The sequence below is a fragment of the Loktanella sp. M215 genome (genome assembly GCF_021735925.1).
Classification (GTDB): domain Bacteria; phylum Pseudomonadota; class Alphaproteobacteria; order Rhodobacterales; family Rhodobacteraceae; genus Loktanella.
Genome location: NZ_WMEA01000001.1, coordinates 2,517,646 through 2,532,794, shown reverse-complemented (window position 1 = coordinate 2,532,794; position 15,149 = coordinate 2,517,646). Strand labels below are relative to the sequence as shown.

At 65.3% G+C, this 15,149-nt stretch carries 18 protein-coding genes; 14 read left to right on the top strand and 4 right to left on the bottom strand.

What is annotated here, in order from left to right; translation table 11 throughout:
- Positions 1–44 precede the first annotated feature (44 nt).
- The 5 genes from alr (at position 45) to GLR48_RS12420 (ending at position 4,753) form a co-directional block, all read left to right on the top strand.
- Complete coding sequence (gene alr / locus GLR48_RS12440) at positions 45–1,079, top strand: alanine racemase (protein ID WP_237061880.1); 1,035 nt, start codon at positions 45–47, stop codon at positions 1,077–1,079.
- A gap of 374 nt (positions 1,080–1,453) precedes the next feature.
- Positions 1,454–2,269: a DNA repair protein gene (locus tag GLR48_RS12435; RefSeq protein WP_237061879.1), complete on the top strand. Its 816-nt coding sequence runs from the start codon at positions 1,454–1,456 to the stop codon at positions 2,267–2,269.
- Positions 2,266–2,718, top strand: coding sequence for a paraquat-inducible protein A (locus GLR48_RS12430; RefSeq protein ID WP_237061878.1), 453 nt, complete (start codon positions 2,266–2,268; stop codon positions 2,716–2,718). The genes GLR48_RS12435 and GLR48_RS12430 overlap by 4 nt, the downstream gene beginning before the upstream one ends.
- Positions 2,719–2,800: 82 nt before the next feature.
- On the top strand, positions 2,801–4,174 hold the full coding sequence (gene radA / locus GLR48_RS12425) for a DNA repair protein RadA (RefSeq protein WP_237061877.1): 1,374 nt from the start codon (positions 2,801–2,803) through the stop codon (positions 4,172–4,174).
- A gap of 18 nt (positions 4,175–4,192) precedes the next feature.
- A complete protein-coding gene (locus GLR48_RS12420; protein ID WP_237061868.1) occupies positions 4,193–4,753 on the top strand; it encodes a CvpA family protein in 561 nt (186 codons plus the stop codon).
- A gap of 29 nt (positions 4,754–4,782) precedes the next feature.
- Here GLR48_RS12420 and GLR48_RS12415 read toward each other — a convergent pair whose 3' ends face one another.
- A complete protein-coding gene (locus GLR48_RS12415) occupies positions 4,783–5,943 on the bottom strand; it encodes an AI-2E family transporter (RefSeq protein WP_237061866.1) in 1,161 nt (386 codons plus the stop codon).
- Between the two features lie 273 nt (positions 5,944–6,216).
- Between GLR48_RS12415 and purF the strand changes: the two genes are divergently transcribed.
- The 9 genes from purF to GLR48_RS12370 all read left to right on the top strand — a co-directional run bounded on the left by purF (position 6,217) and on the right by GLR48_RS12370 (position 12,696).
- The gene (gene purF / locus GLR48_RS12410; protein WP_237064535.1) at positions 6,217–7,713 is read left to right on the top strand and encodes an amidophosphoribosyltransferase; all 1,497 of its coding nucleotides are present in this window, start codon (positions 6,217–6,219) and stop codon (positions 7,711–7,713) included.
- 79 nt (positions 7,714–7,792) lie between these two features.
- Positions 7,793–8,194 (top strand): arsenate reductase (glutaredoxin), encoded by a 402-nt coding sequence (gene arsC / locus GLR48_RS12405; RefSeq protein WP_237061861.1) that lies wholly within the window; start codon positions 7,793–7,795, stop codon positions 8,192–8,194.
- A gap of 67 nt (positions 8,195–8,261) precedes the next feature.
- Positions 8,262–8,471, top strand: a complete 210-nt coding sequence (locus tag GLR48_RS12400; protein ID WP_237061860.1) for a hypothetical protein — start codon at positions 8,262–8,264, stop codon at positions 8,469–8,471.
- 3 nt (positions 8,472–8,474) lie between these two features.
- A complete protein-coding gene (locus GLR48_RS12395) occupies positions 8,475–8,783 on the top strand; it encodes a mechanosensitive ion channel domain-containing protein (RefSeq protein ID WP_336886652.1) in 309 nt (102 codons plus the stop codon).
- Between the two features lie 140 nt (positions 8,784–8,923).
- Positions 8,924–9,178, top strand: coding sequence for a pilus assembly protein PilP (locus tag GLR48_RS12390; RefSeq protein WP_237061857.1), 255 nt, complete (start codon positions 8,924–8,926; stop codon positions 9,176–9,178).
- Between the two features lie 42 nt (positions 9,179–9,220).
- The gene (locus GLR48_RS12385) at positions 9,221–9,865 is read left to right on the top strand and encodes an SDR family NAD(P)-dependent oxidoreductase (protein WP_237061855.1); all 645 of its coding nucleotides are present in this window, start codon (positions 9,221–9,223) and stop codon (positions 9,863–9,865) included.
- 96 nt (positions 9,866–9,961) lie between these two features.
- Positions 9,962–10,756, top strand: a complete 795-nt coding sequence (gene surE, locus GLR48_RS12380) for a 5'/3'-nucleotidase SurE (protein ID WP_237061853.1) — start codon at positions 9,962–9,964, stop codon at positions 10,754–10,756.
- Between the two features lie 17 nt (positions 10,757–10,773).
- Complete coding sequence (locus tag GLR48_RS12375) at positions 10,774–11,391, top strand: protein-L-isoaspartate(D-aspartate) O-methyltransferase (RefSeq protein ID WP_237061851.1); 618 nt, start codon at positions 10,774–10,776, stop codon at positions 11,389–11,391.
- A 72-nt stretch (positions 11,392–11,463) separates the two neighbouring features.
- Positions 11,464–12,696, top strand: coding sequence for a peptidoglycan DD-metalloendopeptidase family protein (locus GLR48_RS12370; protein ID WP_237061849.1), 1,233 nt, complete (start codon positions 11,464–11,466; stop codon positions 12,694–12,696).
- A gap of 84 nt (positions 12,697–12,780) precedes the next feature.
- On the opposite strand, the gene GLR48_RS12365 is transcribed toward GLR48_RS12370, so the two are convergent.
- From GLR48_RS12365 to tatB, 3 genes are read right to left on the bottom strand one after another with little or no spacing between them, the layout of a single operon-like run.
- Positions 12,781–13,623, bottom strand: a complete 843-nt coding sequence (locus tag GLR48_RS12365; protein WP_237061847.1) for an ATP-binding protein — start codon at positions 13,621–13,623, stop codon at positions 12,781–12,783.
- The gene (tatC, locus tag GLR48_RS12360; protein ID WP_237061845.1) at positions 13,620–14,498 is read right to left on the bottom strand and encodes a twin-arginine translocase subunit TatC; all 879 of its coding nucleotides are present in this window, start codon (positions 14,496–14,498) and stop codon (positions 13,620–13,622) included. Before tatC ends, GLR48_RS12365 begins: the two co-directional genes overlap by 4 nt.
- Entirely contained in the window at positions 14,495–15,130 is a 636-nt protein-coding gene (gene tatB / locus GLR48_RS12355; protein WP_237061843.1) for a Sec-independent protein translocase protein TatB, read from the bottom strand. Before tatB ends, tatC begins: the two co-directional genes overlap by 4 nt.
- Positions 15,131–15,149: the final 19 nt, after the last annotated feature.

Sequence of the window (15,149 nt, the reverse complement as noted above, 5' to 3'; positions counted from 1 at the left end):
GCAGCCTCTTGCCGCAACGCCCCCGGCCTGTCAAAAGACCGGGCATGAGCACCGGACACCTGACCATCGACCTTGCGGCCCTCGCGGCCAACTGGCGCAGCCTGAATGCGCTGACCTCCTGCGACACCGCCGCGGTCATCAAGGCCGACGCCTACGGGTTGGGATCGGACCGCGTGGCCAAGACGCTGGCCAAGCAAGGCGTGCGCACCTTCTACGTCGCCATGGCCGAGGAAGGCGCCGCGATCCGCGCCGCCGTCGGCGACAAGGCGCAGATCCGGGTGCTGACCGGTCACATGCGCGGCGACACCGACATCATCGCGGACCTGAACCTCATCCCGATCCTGAACTCCCTCGACCAGATCAAGCGCCATTTCGAAGCGCTGCCAGACGCGCCCTTCGGCCTGCAACTCGATACCGGCATGAACCGGCTGGGGCTGGAATGGGACGATTGGGCCGCCGTGGCCGAAGAGGCCCTGCGCCGCAAGCCCGTCGTCGTCATGTCGCACCTCGCCTGTGCGGACGAGCCAGACCACCCGATGAACCCCTACCAGCTCGACGTGTTTCACCAGATGACCGACGGCATCACGACGCCGCGCAGCCTCGCCGCGACCGGCGGCATACTGCTCGGGCCGGAGTATCATTTTGACGAATGCCGCCCCGGCATCGGCCTTTACGGCGGCCTGCCCTTCGAGGATGCCCGCCCCGTCGTGCGCCTCGACCTGCCCGTCGTGCAGATCCGCGACCTGACCGCGGGCGAAGTCGTGGGCTATGGCAACTCCTGGCAGGCCGAGCGTCCGACGCGGCTGGCGACCGTTGCCGCGGGCTACGCGGACGGGCTGCACCGGGCGCTGGCGCGCGGTGCGATGCTGTGGCACGGACCGAACGCCTGCCCGCTGGTCGGCCGCATCTCGATGGACGCGATCACGGTCGACATCACCGACCTGCGCGACGATCCCGCCTCCCTTGCCATCCTCTGCGCGGAACAGCCGGTGGACCGTCTCGCCCAGACCGGCGGCACCATCGGCTACGAGATCCTGACCAGCCTCGGCAACCGTTATTCCCGGCGCTACGTCGGCTGATCTCCGGGCGATTCGCCACCCGCATGACAGCAAAATGCACCCAAGGCGTCGGACAGAGCGTCAAACGCCACAGGTTTGCCATATTTTTGAAAATTCACGTTCAAGGCGTCCGTGCATTGTTTCGCCACGCAACAGAAGCCGTGCGCCTGCGGTCTGCGGCTTCGTCGCCTGAACCAGCCTGTCCTACCGCAATTTTCGGCTGAAGGCCGGTCTTCTGCTGCACAATTCCACCGTCGCATCAGTCGACTGCATGTAATTGTTTCCAAATAGGAAACGATGCATCACGCGCGCCGGTTCATTGTGATGGACCTGGCCGAAAAATCCATTCATCCTTTCTTTACTATTTTACGATCATCCCACGGGACCGCTTTGATATGACCTTTTCCCTGCGCGACGGCATCCGCATCCTGCATGTGACGGCGCTTTTCGTCGTGGCCGTCTTCGCCTTTGCCGCTGTTTTCTATACGCTGCTGTGTATCGCAGGTCTGGCCGACTGGCTGGACCTGACCGCCACGCTGGGCGGTGTCCCCTACCCCAACGCCGGCCCCTGGATTCAGGGTGCTTTGACCGCGATGCTGGGGGCCATGGCGTTTTTCCTGCCCACGACGGTCCGCATGCTGGCGCTGGAAAACAGCCACCGGAATTTTCACATCCGGATGGACGACGTGGCCCGCGCCTATCACGCCGTCCACGCTGCCGACCGGGCCGGTGTCTTCACGCTCAGTTCCGAATTCGATGCCGTGCGCGACCGCCTCGCCTATCTGCGCGACCACCCCGACCTGCCGCAACTCGAAGGCGGCGTGCTGGAAGTCGCGGCCCAGATGAGCGTCCAAAGCCGCCATCTGGCAGAGGTCTATTCCGTCGAACGCGTCGCCCGCGCCAAGGCCTTTTTGCGCCAGCGCCAGCAGGCCGCCGAAGAGCAGCAGGAGCGCATCGTCGAGGCGCTGCATATCTGCGAACAGATCCGTGCCTGGTCCGATCAGGTCGAGATCGAGGAGGCCCGCGTCGCCAGCCAGCTGACCTATCTGGACGACCGCCTGCAATCGACGCTGCCCTTGCTGGGCTATGCGCTTGAACACGATGAACGCCTCGATGCTGCATCACTGGAGGCAGAGCGTGCGCAGCAGGAACAGCGCCGGGCCGGTGGCACCAATATCGTGCCGATGCCGCAGAAGCCTGCTGCCGAATGACGACCCCGCGCGGGCTGCGCTGGGCCAATCTGGCGCTGCTGGTCCTGTTTCCGCTGTCGTGGTTCGCCCCGTTGCTGCGGGCAGGCCTGTTGCCGCTGTTCGGATTGTCGGACATCAGCGTGATCTCTGGCCTTCAATCGCTCTGGCCGGACGATCCGCTGCTGGCGTTGCTGGTCACGGCACTGGCCCTCTTTGCACCGATGCTCAAGACCATCGGTCTGGCCCTGCTGCACCACGATCTGCTCAGCGCCCGTCTGCTGCCGGTGCTCAGCTGGGCCGGCAAACTCGCCATGGCTGACGTATTTCTGCTGGCGCTCTATGTCGTCATCCTGAAAGGTGCCGGCATCGGACGCGTCGAAACCGCCTGGGGCCTGTGGGTCTTTACCGGCTGCGTACTGGCCTCGGTCGTGATCTCCGGCCTCTCGGCACGGTCCGCGGCAAGGGCGTGACACCGGTCCCGCGTGCCTGGGATTTTTGGCCGAAAAATCGGCCCCCGTTGCCACGGCCGCGAAACTGGTCCAAAAGGTGAACATGGCAAAAGACCTCGCATTCACCTGTTCCGCCTGCGGCGCCGCGACCAGCAAATGGTCCGGCAAATGCGAAGCCTGCGGCGCATGGAACACGATCCACGAAGACACCGGCCTGTCGGTCGCAGGGCCGAAGAAGACCTCGATCGGCGGCAGGCGCGGCAAGACACTGGCCCTGACCGACCTTGCCACGCAAGAAGCGGCACCGCCGCGCACGCTGGCCGGGGTCGAGGAGCTGGACCGGGTGCTGGGCGGCGGACTGGTCAAGGCCTCTGCCCTGCTGGTCGGCGGCGATCCGGGCATCGGCAAATCCACCCTGCTGCTGCAGGCCGCCGCACGGTTCGCCCGCAACGGGCTGAAGGTCATCTATGTCTCTGGCGAGGAATCCAACGCACAGGTCCAGATGCGCGCGCGGCGTCTGGGTCTAGACAAAAGCCCCGTCATGCTCGCCTCTGACACCAACCTGCGCGATATCCTGACCACGCTGGAGCAGGAAAAGCCTGATCTGACGATCATCGATTCGATCCAGACCATGTGGGCGGACCACGTGGATTCCGCCCCCGGTTCGGTCAGCCAGGTCCGCACCTGCGCCCACGAATTGACCAATTTCGCCAAGACCCACGACATGTCGGTCATCATGGTCGGTCACGTCACAAAGGAAGGCGCCATCGCGGGCCCCCGCGTCGTCGAACACATGGTCGACACGGTGCTGTATTTCGAAGGCGAGCGCGGCCACCAGTTCCGCATCCTGCGGTCGGTCAAGAACCGCTTCGGCCCCGCGGACGAAATCGGCGTGTTCGAGATGACCGGGAAGGGTCTGGCCGAGGTGCGCAATCCATCCGCCCTGTTCCTGTCCGAACGCGGCGAGCCTGCACCCGGATCGGTCGTCTTTGCCGGGATCGAGGGCACGCGGCCCGTGTTGTGCGAAATTCAGGCGCTCGTCGCACCGTCTCCCCACAGCCAGCCGCGACGCTCTGTCGTCGGCTGGGACGGCGGCAGACTCGCCATGATCATGGCCGTGCTGGAATCGCGCTGCGGCGTGCCGTTCACCGGATTGGACGTCTATCTGAACGTCGCGGGGGGCCTGCGCATCAGCGAACCCGCCGCCGATCTGGCGGTCGCGGCGGCGCTGGTCAGCGCGCGCGAAGACGCAGCGTTACCAAAAGAAGCTGTGATTTTCGGGGAAATCAGCCTGTCCGGTGCGCTGCGTCCGGTCATCCAGACCGAAAACAGATTGAAAGAGGCGCAGAAACTTGGTTTTACGACGGCGATCATGCCGCGCGCGCCCAAGGGCACCGGGGCGTCCGGACTGGAGCTGCGGGAAATGCAGGATCTGGCCGGTTTCGTGGAACAGGTCTTTGGCGCGCGCGCGAACTGACCTTCGGGGAGTGGACCAGTGGACGGTTTTACCATCATCGACGGCGTCGTGGCCGGAATCATCGTCATCTCGGCGCTGCTGGCCTACAGTCGCGGTCTGGTCCGCGAAGCGATGGCGATCGCGGGATGGGTCGGGGCGACCGTGCTGGCCTTCATCTTTGCCGATCAGGCGCGCCCGCTGGTGGCGCAGATCCCCGGCCTCGACAAGTTCATCGGCGACAGCTGCGAATTGTCGATCATCGCGGCCTTCGCCGCCGTCTTCGCCGTCTCGCTGATCGTGGTGTCGATCTTCACGCCGCTGTTTTCATCCGTCGTGCAGCGCTCGGCGCTGAACGGGCTTGATCAGGGTGCCGGGTTCCTGTTCGGCGTATTCCGCGGCATCCTGCTCGTGGCGGTTGCGTTCTTTGTCTACCAGACGGTGCTGACATCGCAGAACATCGCGATGGTGGATGACAGCCGGTCGGCCCGAGTCTTTGGCCGCATGACCGGCCAGATCGCCGACCGCGACCCCGAGGCGACCCTGTCCTGGATCACCACGCAATACCAGCAACTGGTCGGTGAGTGCGGCGCGCCTCAGTAAGGCGGGCCACTGTCAGACACGATTAGGGGTCAGACAACGGCGGTCGGATGCATGTCGCCGACATCATCCGGCTGGGCACTCGGCTCTTCCGCGGCAGGAGCAGGCTCCGGCTCTTTCTCGTGTACCTCGTCGGCGGCGCCCAGAAAGTTGCCGACGATTTCCATGCCTTCGATGTTGTCTGCGACGACCTTGAAGACAACCAGGAACGGCACGGCGACCAGCGCCCCCGCGATGCCCCACAGCCAGCCCCACAGCACGACGGTCAGAAAGACCGCGACGGTGTTCAGCTCCAGCCGGCGGCCCAGCAGCATCGGGGTCACAAAATTACCCTCGATCGTGGTCAGCGTCAGATAGGCGGCCGGTGCCAGCAGCGCGTAGGAAAAGCTGTCGAAGGTCAGAATCGACAGGGCCGCCACCAGCGCCACGCCGGTCAAGGCGCCAAGGTAGGGCAGAAAGTTCAGCAGAAACGCGGCAACGCCCCAGATGTAGGCATAGGGCATGCCGATCAGCCACAGCACCGCCCCGACGCAGAGGCCCAGACAGGCGTTGATTATCGCGATGGTCAGCAGATAGTGGGACACCCGGCGTTCGATGTCGTAGACCATCGTCAGGGCGCGCTTCTTGCCGCTCATCGTCGGGAAGGACTGCACCAGCTTGATGTAGAACATGTCGCCCGAGGCCAGCAGAAAGGACGCCAGCACCAGCGACACGGCCAGCGTAGCGCCCGCGCTGCTGACGACGTTCATGGCGCTGTCGATCAGGGTCGGCTGCTTGACCACGACCTCCTGCACATCAGCGCCATCCGCGGCATTCCCCCCCATGTTGGCGACCTCCGCACCGGCCTGACGCACATGCTCCAACTGCCGGAAAACTCCACTGAGCTTGATTTGGAGTTCCGTCCCCATGCTGCGCGCGCTGTCCATCCAGCCCACGACCGTCCCGGAGGCAAAGTAGATCAGCGCGGCGATGGCAATCGCCACGATGCCGATCAGACCAACGGCAGAGACCCAGTGCGGAATGCCGATTCGTGAAAGACCGCGCGACAGGGGCGACAGGGTCAGCGCGATCAGAAAGCCCAGCAGCACCGGCAGCAGCAGGTCCTTGGCAAAGTAGCAGGTGACGAAGACCGAGATCAGCATGATCACGTTCAGGCTGCGGCGGATGGCTTCGAGATGGGTCGCACGTTTCATGGATGGCCTGACATGGGCTGGAGACAGGGCAAAAAACCACCCGTTGGGACAGATTACGATTACAACCACCCTAACGCGACACCACGTCGCAGGTTCCAATCTTGCGTCAACACAGGCTGTCGCACCTGATTGCTGCGCTGCGGCAAAAACGTACCGGTTGTGATGACGATGGATGTATCAGTCTCGTGACACGGGCGGACAGACGCGTTAAGACGCGCCTAACTTCCAAGGATTCGGAGCTGCCCCGTGCCAGAAGCGACCCCTCCCGCGACCATCAATGCCACCGCCCCGGACCGCCTTGCGGACCTGCCGGCCCATCCCTTCGACCCCGATGGCGACAAGCTGCACGAAGAGTGCGGTGTCTTCGGTGTCGTCGGCATCACCGAGGCGAGCAATTTCGTGGCCCTCGGCCTGCATGCTTTGCAACATCGCGGGCAAGAGGCAGGCGGCATTGTCACCTATGACACCCACACCGGGTTTAATCAGGCCCGCCGCATGGGCCTTGTGCGCGACAACTTCACCAGCGCCGACATGATGGCGATGCTGCCCGGCACCCTGGGGATCGGGCACGTCCGCTATTCCACCGCCGGCCACAAGGGCCAGACGGCGATCCGCGACGTGCAGCCGTTCTTTGGCGAATTTTCGATGGGCGGTGCTGCGATTGCCCACAACGGCAACATCACCAACGCCGTCGCCCTGCGGAAGGAATTGATCGAGCGCGGTTCGATTTTTCAGTCGTCCAGCGATTCGGAATGCATCATCCACCTGATGGCCCGGTCCATGGGACGCACGATCCCCGACCGCATGGAAGAGGCGCTGCGCAAGGTCGAAGGGGCGTTTTCCGTCGTCGCCATGACCCAGTCGAAACTGGTCGGCTGCCGCGATCCGCTGGGTGTGCGCCCGCTGGTGCTGGGCAAGCTGGGCGACGGCTGGGTGCTGTCGTCGGAAACCTGCGCGCTGGACATCGTCGGTGCCGATTTCGTCCGCGAAGTCGAGCCGGGCGAAATGGTCGTGATTTCCGCCGAAGACGGCGTGCAGTCGCACTATCCTTTCCGCCGGGCCAAACCGCGGTTCTGCATTTTCGAGCATGTCTATTTCAGCCGCCCCGACAGCATCCTCGGCGGGCGTTCCGTCTATGAAACGCGCGAGGCAATCGGCCGGGAACTGGCAAAAGAGGCGCCCGTGGATGCCGACCTCGTCTGCCCCGTGCCCGACAGCGGCACCCCGGCTGCGATCGGGTTTTCGCTGGAATCGGGCATCCCCTACGCGATGGGGATCATCCGCAACCAGTACATGGGCCGGACCTTCATCGAACCCAGCGAGCAGATCCGCAACATGGGCGTGCGGCTGAAGCTGAACGTGAACCGCGCCCTGATTCGCGGCAAGCGCGTGATCCTTGTCGACGACAGCGTCGTGCGCGGCACCACCAGCCAGAAGATCAAGGAGATGATCCTCGAGGCCGGCGCGGCAGAGGTGCATTTCCGGATCGCATCGCCACCCACCCAGTGGCCCTGCTTCTACGGCGTCGATACGCCAGAGCGGGACAAGCTGCTGGCCGCCACCATGACCGAGGACGAAATGCGCGACCATCTGGGCGTGGATTCGCTGAAGTTCATTTCGATGGACGGGCTTTACCGTGCCGTGGGTGAGTCCGGCGGGCGCAACAACGCATCGCCGCAGTATTGCGATGCCTGCTTCTCCGGCGATTACCCGGTGGCGCCGTCTGACATGATCGAACGCGGATTCATCACACGGACGGCTGCGGAATAGGCTGGCGTCGCAGGGGGGCCAGCCCCCCCGGCTGCGCCGTCCCCCCGAAGTATTTGCGACCAGAAGAAGGATGGACAATGTGGCGACCGTGATCTTTCACAATCCTGACTGCGGCACGTCGCGCAACGTGCTTGCGGCGATCCGGGCGACCGGGACAGAGCCGGTTGTCGTCGACTATCTGGCGACGGGGTGGACACGAACCCAGTTGCAGGCGCTGTTTGCGGCGGCGGACCTGACACCACGCGCGGCGCTGCGGGTCTCAGGCACCCCGGCCGCGGCGCTGGGACTGACCGCTGATGACGTGTCGGACGATGCGCTGCTGGATGCGATGGTCGCCGATCCGATCCTCGTGAACCGGCCCATCGTCTGCACGACGCGCGGCGTGGCCCTGTGCCGGCCGTCCGAAGCCGTCCTGCCCCTGCTGGAACGGCAACCGACGGGCGCGCTGTTGAAAGAAGACGGCACGCCCCTGTTCGGCTAGGCCCTTCGTTACCCAGCGTCCGACCCCGCTTTGAACGACTCATGTTCGCGCGAACGGGCACCTATAGGTGAAGGCAAACACAGCTCTGTCGTTCACGATACTGCAGATTTGGCTGAACGGTCTGATCAAGCTCTTGCCTAATATCATTGTGGTGCTGGTGGTGTTGGCGGTCCTTGTCTTCGGGATCATGCTGGCCGTCACGATCATCGCGCCCAGCATGACGCCCGCCGATCTGCTGGGCAGCCTTGGTGTAGATCGGTCGTTTCGCCTTCAATGAGACATTCTGCAGGACATGCTGGCGGATATCCTGATCCTGCTGCGGCAACCGTTCAACGTCGGCGACCAGATCGTCAGCGGCGGCCAGGAAGATACTTTCGAGCGGATCGAGACGTGCGCCACGCTGATCAAGACCTATGACGGGCGGCGCGTCGTGATCCCGAATCCGGACATCTATCCCACACAAGTGCACCTGTTCCACGACCAGACCGAGGTGACCGACGGCGACCCGTCGCGTCAGCGCGGGGGCTGGCCTGCGGGCAAGGCCGCGGTGCCGCGGCCCCCGTCGGATCACCGGACCGGATCGTCCTGACGGCGCCGGGTCAGCCAGAACCTGCCGCACTGCAGCACAAGACCGGCAGTTTCCTGCGGGGCGCGCGCACTTTGCCCTACGCCCCTTTTCATCGGCAGGAAGATGACGCATCCCCCCGTCATCTGAGGGGACCCTAGACCATGACTGCCAAGACCGTCGGCCAGATGGCCCAAAGCACGACGAAACTGCCGCTGGATGCGATCACCGTGATCGGCCTGTTTACCGGCCCACAGGGTGACAGCGCCCTGATCCGCATGCGCGACGGCGACATTCACAAGATCGCCGCCGGTGACAAGGTCGGCGGCCTGACCATCACGGCGATCACGCCGCGACAGGTGCAACTGCGCGATCACCGCGGCCAGACCTTTGATCTGACGTTGCCCGACGCCGCCTGATGCCACTGGACAGCGCTGGCCCCGTGGGGCAAAGACGCTGCCATGACTGACAAGATTGCCCTGATCACCGGCGCCTCGCGCGGGTTCGGCGCGGCCATCGCCAAGGCGCTGGCTCCCGAGTTTCATATCGTCGCCGTGGCGCGCACCGTCGGCGCGCTGGAAGAGCTTGACGACGCCATCCAAGGCAAGGGCGGCCAGGCGACGCTGGCGCCGATGGACGTGACCGTCGATGCCGCGATGCAACAGCTGTGCCGCGGCATCCACGACCGCTGGGGCCGTCTGGATCTGTGGGTACATACGGCGATCCACGCAGCCCCCCTGTCCCCCGCCAGCCATATCGCGCCCAAGGACTTCGCGTCCTCCGTCGATGTCAACGTGACGGCCACGCAGCGCCTGATGTCCTACGTGGCCCCCCTGCTGGGCACCGCAGGGCATGCGGTCTTTTGCGATGACACGGTGTCGGGGCAGAAGTTCTACGGCACCTACGGCGCCACCAAGGCCGCGCAGATGGCGCTGGTCCGGTCCTGGCAGGCCGAAACCGCGCGCACCGGCCCGCGGGTCACTGTCATCGCACCCGCCCCCATGCCCACCGCCCTGCGCGCGCGGTTTTTCCCCGGCGAGGACCGAGGAGCGCTGACCACGCCCGACGCCGAGGCCACGCGCCTGCTGGAGACCGTCCGGGGCTGATTCCACAATGCCACAGCGCGACGGAAACTGCGCCCACGGCTTGCCGATCCCACCCGCCCGGCCTAGCCTGTGCGGACCAGACTAACCGGGGCATTCATGCGGATTCTGATTACCAATGACGACGGCATCAACGCGCCGGGCCTTGTCGTGCTGGACGCTTTGGCCCGCGATCTGGCGGGGCCGGAGGGCGAGGTCTGGACCGTGGCCCCCGCGTTCGAGCAGTCCGGCGTCGGGCACTGCATCAGCTATACCCACCCCACGATGATTTCCGAGTTCGGGCCGCGCCGTTTTGCCGCCGAAGGCACGCCTGCCGACTGCGTGATGGCTGGCATCTACGACGTCATGGCGGATTCGCCCCCCGACCTAATCCTGTCGGGCGTGAACCGTGGCAACAACGCCGCCGAAAACGTGCTTTATTCCGGGACTATCGGCGCGGCCATGGAAGGGGCACTGCAGGGCTATCGGTCCATCGCCCTGTCGCAGTTCTATGGTCCCCGCAACGTCAAGCTGGAGGATCCGTTTGAGGCCGCCTCGGCGGGGGCGGAAGTGCTGCGCCGCCTGATGGACGACGCCTTCTGGGACAACGACGACTACCCGCTGTTCTATAACGTGAATTTCCCCCCCGTCCCTGCGGCAGAAGTGAAGGGGATGCGCCTGACGAAACAGGGCCTGCGGCGCGGTGTGCATCACCGGGTGGAGGCGCAACTGGCCCCTTCTGGCCGCCGGTTCCTGTGGGTGCGCGGCGGCGATCAGCAGACTCGCACGGTAGAAGGCACGGATGCGGCGGCGAACCTCGACGACTATATCTCGGTCACGCCGCTGCGCTGCGATCTGACGGCGCACGATGCGTTCGACCGCCTGTCGGACCAGTTCGGGCGACAGGGCGGGTGACGGACGCACAGACCAAGATGCAATTCCTGTTTGCCCTGCGCAGCAAGGGCGTCACCGACGCCCGCGTGTTGACCGCCATGGAAAAGATCGACCGGGCCGCGTTCGTGCGCGGCCTGTTCGCGGAGCGTGCCTACGAGGATACGCCCCTGCCGATCGCCTGCGGGCAGACAATCAGCCAACCCTCGGTCGTCGGTCTGATGACGCAGGCGCTGGACGTGCAGCCGCGCCACAAGGTGCTGGAGGTCGGCACAGGCTCCGGCTATCAGGCCGCGATCCTCAGCCAGCTGGCACGCCGGGTCTATACCATCGACCGCTTCAAGCGGCTGGTGACCGAGGCGCAGGGAGTCTTCGACGCCATGGGCATCGCCAATATCACCGCAATCACCGCCGACGGCAGTTACGGCCTGGCCGAACAGGCGCCCTTCGACCGCATCCTGCTGACCGCCGCGGCCGAAGACCCGCCCGGGCCGCTGCTGGCGCAGTTGCGCGTGGGCGGGATCATGGTGCTGCCGGTCGGACAATCGGACACGGTGCAAAGCCTGATCCGCGTCACACGGCTGGAAAAAGGCTTTGACTACGAGGAATTGCGCCCGGTCCGGTTTGTGCCCTTGATCGAGGGGATCGGTCAGGACTAGAACCGGGGCAACGCCCTTTTGACGGGGCACTCTCGCCCGACGCGCGGCACAGCCATGACAGGACCAGAGCCCATGAGTTCGATCACGATTTCCGCAGCGCGCCGTCTGGCGCTGACCGCTTCTGCCGCAGCACTTCTCGCGGGCTGCGCCGGCGGCCTGCCGGACCTTGACCTGCGCGACAATGCGGGCGGTTTCGACACCTCTCCCGCCGTCGCCAACCTGCCGGACCGGCCCCAGCCAGACGATCGCGGCATCATCTCCTACCCCGGCTATCAGGTGGTGGTGGCCCGGCGCGGCGATACCATCGGCAGCATCGCGGGGCGCCTTGGCCTCGATGCAGCCGCCTTGGCCAGCTATAACGGCGCGCCGACCGACAAGGCCCTGCAACAGGGCGAGGTCGTGGCCCTGCCCGGCCGCGTCGCAGAACCGTCGCCCGCGACGGGTGCCGTCTCGACCGGTCCGATCCAGCCGGTGGACGTCAGCGCCATCGCCACCACCGCGCTCGGCCGTGTCGCCAGCGATCCGCCTCTGCAAGGCGGCCTCGCCCCCATCCCCCAAGGTGGGGTGACCGGCGCGGAGCCGATCCGGCACAAGGTCCAGCCCGGCGAGACGGCCTTTTCGATCAGCCGGCTCTATAACGTGCCTGTCGAAACGCTGGCCTCGTGGAACGGGTTGAGCGGGAACCTCGAGGTGCGTGACGGGCAATACCTGCTGATTCCGCAAAACGACCGGCCCGCGGACCCCACGGGCGGACCGCTGGTCGCGCCCGGACTGGGCAGCGGATCGCCGGTGCCGCCCTCTGCCGCGGCGCCCTTGCCGCGGGAAAACCCCTCTGCGCCCCTTCCCGCTGCCGCCGTGCCGCCGGCCCCGTCACTGGACGCGGCACCGCCCCGCACGGCGACCCCAGCGCCGCCACCAGCCCCCACGCCGGCCCCAGCGCCTGCCGCACCGACCAGTGATGGCCAGTTCGTGCGGCCCGTCGCCGGCAGCATCATCCGCGACTATGCCCCCGGCAAGAACGAGGGCATCGACATCGGCGCCCCCGCCGGCACAACGGTCAAGGCTGCGGATGCAGGCACCGTGGCCGCCGTGACGACAGACACCAGCGGCACGGCGATCGTCGTGATAAAGCACGCGGGCGGGTTGCTGACGGTCTATACCAACCTTGAAGGGTTGAACGTGTCCAAGGGCGATTCCGTGTCGCGCGGTGGCACGCTGGGCAAGGTAAAGTCGGGCAGCCCGAGCTTTGTCCACTTCGAGGTGCGGCGTGGACTGGAGTCCGTCGATCCGAACGACTTCCTGTAGGATTGGCGCCGGACGCTCCGCTGGGAGTATTTGGAAAAAAGCGAGGACTGGCGCCTACGGGACGGATTGGGCCAGCATTTCGACCTAGGGCTGCGGATTCACGCCGCGCCTGCCGGCGAGGTCTGTGAAATACTGCCAGGCGACCCGGCCGGACCGGCTGCCGCGGGTGGCCTGCCACTCGATCGCTTCGGCCCGCAGGGTGGCGTCGTCGATGTCGATACCATGGGCGTCGACGTAGCCGCGGATCATCGCCAGATACTGATCCTGATCGCAGGGGTGAAACCCCAGCCACAGGCCGAAACGGTCCGACAGGCTGACCTTTTCCTCGACCGCCTCGCCAGGAGTGATGGCAGTGGCACGCTCGTTTTCGATCATGTCGCGGGGCATCAGGTGGCGGCGGTTCGAGGTGGCGTAAAGGATCACGTTGTCGGGCCGCCCCTCGATCCCGCCGTCCAGTACGGCCTTCAGCGACTTGTAGTGGCTGTCGTCGTGGCTGAAGGACAGATCATCGCAGAACAGGATGAACTGCTGTGACGCATCCCGCAGCAGGTGCAGCAGGCGACCGATGCTGGGCAGGTCCTCGCGCTGGATCTCGATGATCTTCAGGTCCGGGTGATCCGCGTAAAGTTTGCCGTGGATCGCCTTGACGAGGCTTGATTTTCCCATGCCCCGCGCGCCCCAGAGCAAGGCGTTGTTGGCCGGAAGGCCCCGGGCGAAGCGTTCCGTGTTCGCCATCAGCGTATCGCGCGACCGATCAATCCCGACCAGCAGGCCCACGTCGATGCGACTGACCCGCGCCACCGGGTCCAGAAGATCCGGGTCCGCGTGCCACACGAAGGCCCCTGCCGCGTCGACGTCGGGAAGCGTGGCGGGGCCGGGCCGCAGCCGTTCAAGGGCTGCGGCAATCCGTTCCAGCGGATCGGTCAAGGCTTTTCGTCCTCGTCCACAGGGTGCAGCGGGTTGCCGAACTCGTCTTCATCCTCGCCCACGGCCCCACTGGCGCGCAGTTCGGCCAGACGGATACGTTCGATACGGGCGACCAGCTGGATCGAGATCTCGTAAAGCCCGTAGATCACCGTGAAGAGGATCACCTGGCTGACGACATCCGGAGGAGTCGCCAGCGCTGCCATCAGCAGGATTCCGACGACGGCATATTTCCGGGTGTTGCGCAGGCCCGCAGCGCTCACGAGGCCCGCCTTGCCCATCAAGGTCAGCAGAACCGGCAGCTGGAAGCACAACCCGAAGGCCACGATGAACTTGATCGTCAGGTTCAGGTAGGCCTTGGCAGACCCCTGAAACAGCAGACCTGCGGCCTGCGTGGTGCTTTCCGGACCGTCGGTCAGGGTGCCGCCCTGCTGAAAACCAAGGAAGAAGTTGAACGCCAGCGGCGTGATCACATAATAGGCGAAGGCCGCGCCGAGGAAGAACATGAAGGGAGAAGCCACGAGGAACGGGAGGAACGCGCCCTTTTCGGACTTGTACAGGCCCGGCGCCACGAAGCGCCACATCTGGTAGCCGATGTAGGGAAACGACAGGCAAAGACCGCCCAGCAGCGAAATCTGGATCGCGACGAAGAAGCCTTCTTCCAGCGCGATGAAGATCAGGCCGCAGTCCTGACCTTCGGCATCGAGGGCCGTGCAGAGTGGCCGGGTGAGGAAGTCGAAGATCGGGTTCCAGACCGTGAAGCAGATGATCATCCCGACTACGAAGGCTAGCAGGGATTTGATCAGGCGCGACCGCAGTTCGGTCAGGTGCTCCATCAAGGGCGCGGCGCTGTCTTCCAGCTCGTCAAGGGCGCTCATGCATCACCTGTTGGGGTCTTTTTTGTCCGCGGTTTCGCGGGCTTGGCGGGCGTCTTTACTGTCGCGGACGCCTTCGGGCTGGCCGCTGCCTTGGCTTTTGGCACGGCCTTGGGTTTGGCGGCGGCCTTCGGCTTGGCCGCGGGCGTCGCTGCCTGCGTCCGGGTCGCGGGGGCCGCATTCACCGCCGCGGTCAAGGCTGCGGCGCGCGGGCTTTCTTCGTATTCGGGCTCTTCGGACAGTTCGGCCGCATCAGACGCCGCCAGTTCACGGGCGCGGCGTTCCTCCGCCGCTTTCGCAGTGGCAGCCGCGATCTTGTCCTTGGCGGCCTGACGCTCCTCTGACAGCTTGGCGGTCTCGGACCCCGGCTTGTGAGTCATGCCCGCAGCCTGCTTCAGCTTGTCCGTGCCGAATTTCGCAGGATTTGCGGCGGCTTGTATGGACTTGCTGATGTCCTTCATGCCGCTGTCGTCGGCGGCGGCTTCCATGGCGCGCTGGAATTCGGACGCCATTGCACGGGCCTTGCCGCTCATGCGCCCTAACTCGCGGAACATGTTCGGAAGGTCTTTTGGCCCGATCACGATCAGGGCCACGATCCCGATCAGGATCATCTCGCTCCAGCCTAGGCCGAACATATACGTTACCTCGGACGGT

Coding starts and splice junctions, on each gene's coding strand:
- alr (WP_237061880.1), top strand. CDS start 45: ATGAGCACCGGACACCTGACCATCGACCTTGCGGCCCTCGCGGCCAAC.
- GLR48_RS12435 (WP_237061879.1), top strand. CDS start 1,454: ATGACCTTTTCCCTGCGCGACGGCATCCGCATCCTGCATGTGACGGCG.
- GLR48_RS12430 (WP_237061878.1), top strand. CDS start 2,266: ATGACGACCCCGCGCGGGCTGCGCTGGGCCAATCTGGCGCTGCTGGTC.
- radA (WP_237061877.1), top strand. CDS start 2,801: ATGGCAAAAGACCTCGCATTCACCTGTTCCGCCTGCGGCGCCGCGACC.
- GLR48_RS12415 (WP_237061866.1), bottom strand. CDS start 5,943: ATGAAACGTGCGACCCATCTCGAAGCCATCCGCCGCAGCCTGAACGTG.
- GLR48_RS12390 (WP_237061857.1), top strand. CDS start 8,924: ATGACTGCCAAGACCGTCGGCCAGATGGCCCAAAGCACGACGAAACTG.
- GLR48_RS12385 (WP_237061855.1), top strand. CDS start 9,221: ATGACTGACAAGATTGCCCTGATCACCGGCGCCTCGCGCGGGTTCGGC.
- surE (WP_237061853.1), top strand. CDS start 9,962: ATGCGGATTCTGATTACCAATGACGACGGCATCAACGCGCCGGGCCTT.
- GLR48_RS12375 (WP_237061851.1), top strand. CDS start 10,774: ATGCAATTCCTGTTTGCCCTGCGCAGCAAGGGCGTCACCGACGCCCGC.
- GLR48_RS12370 (WP_237061849.1), top strand. CDS start 11,464: ATGAGTTCGATCACGATTTCCGCAGCGCGCCGTCTGGCGCTGACCGCT.
- tatC (WP_237061845.1), bottom strand. CDS start 14,498: ATGAGCGCCCTTGACGAGCTGGAAGACAGCGCCGCGCCCTTGATGGAG.
- tatB (WP_237061843.1), bottom strand. CDS start 15,130: ATGTTCGGCCTAGGCTGGAGCGAGATGATCCTGATCGGGATCGTGGCC.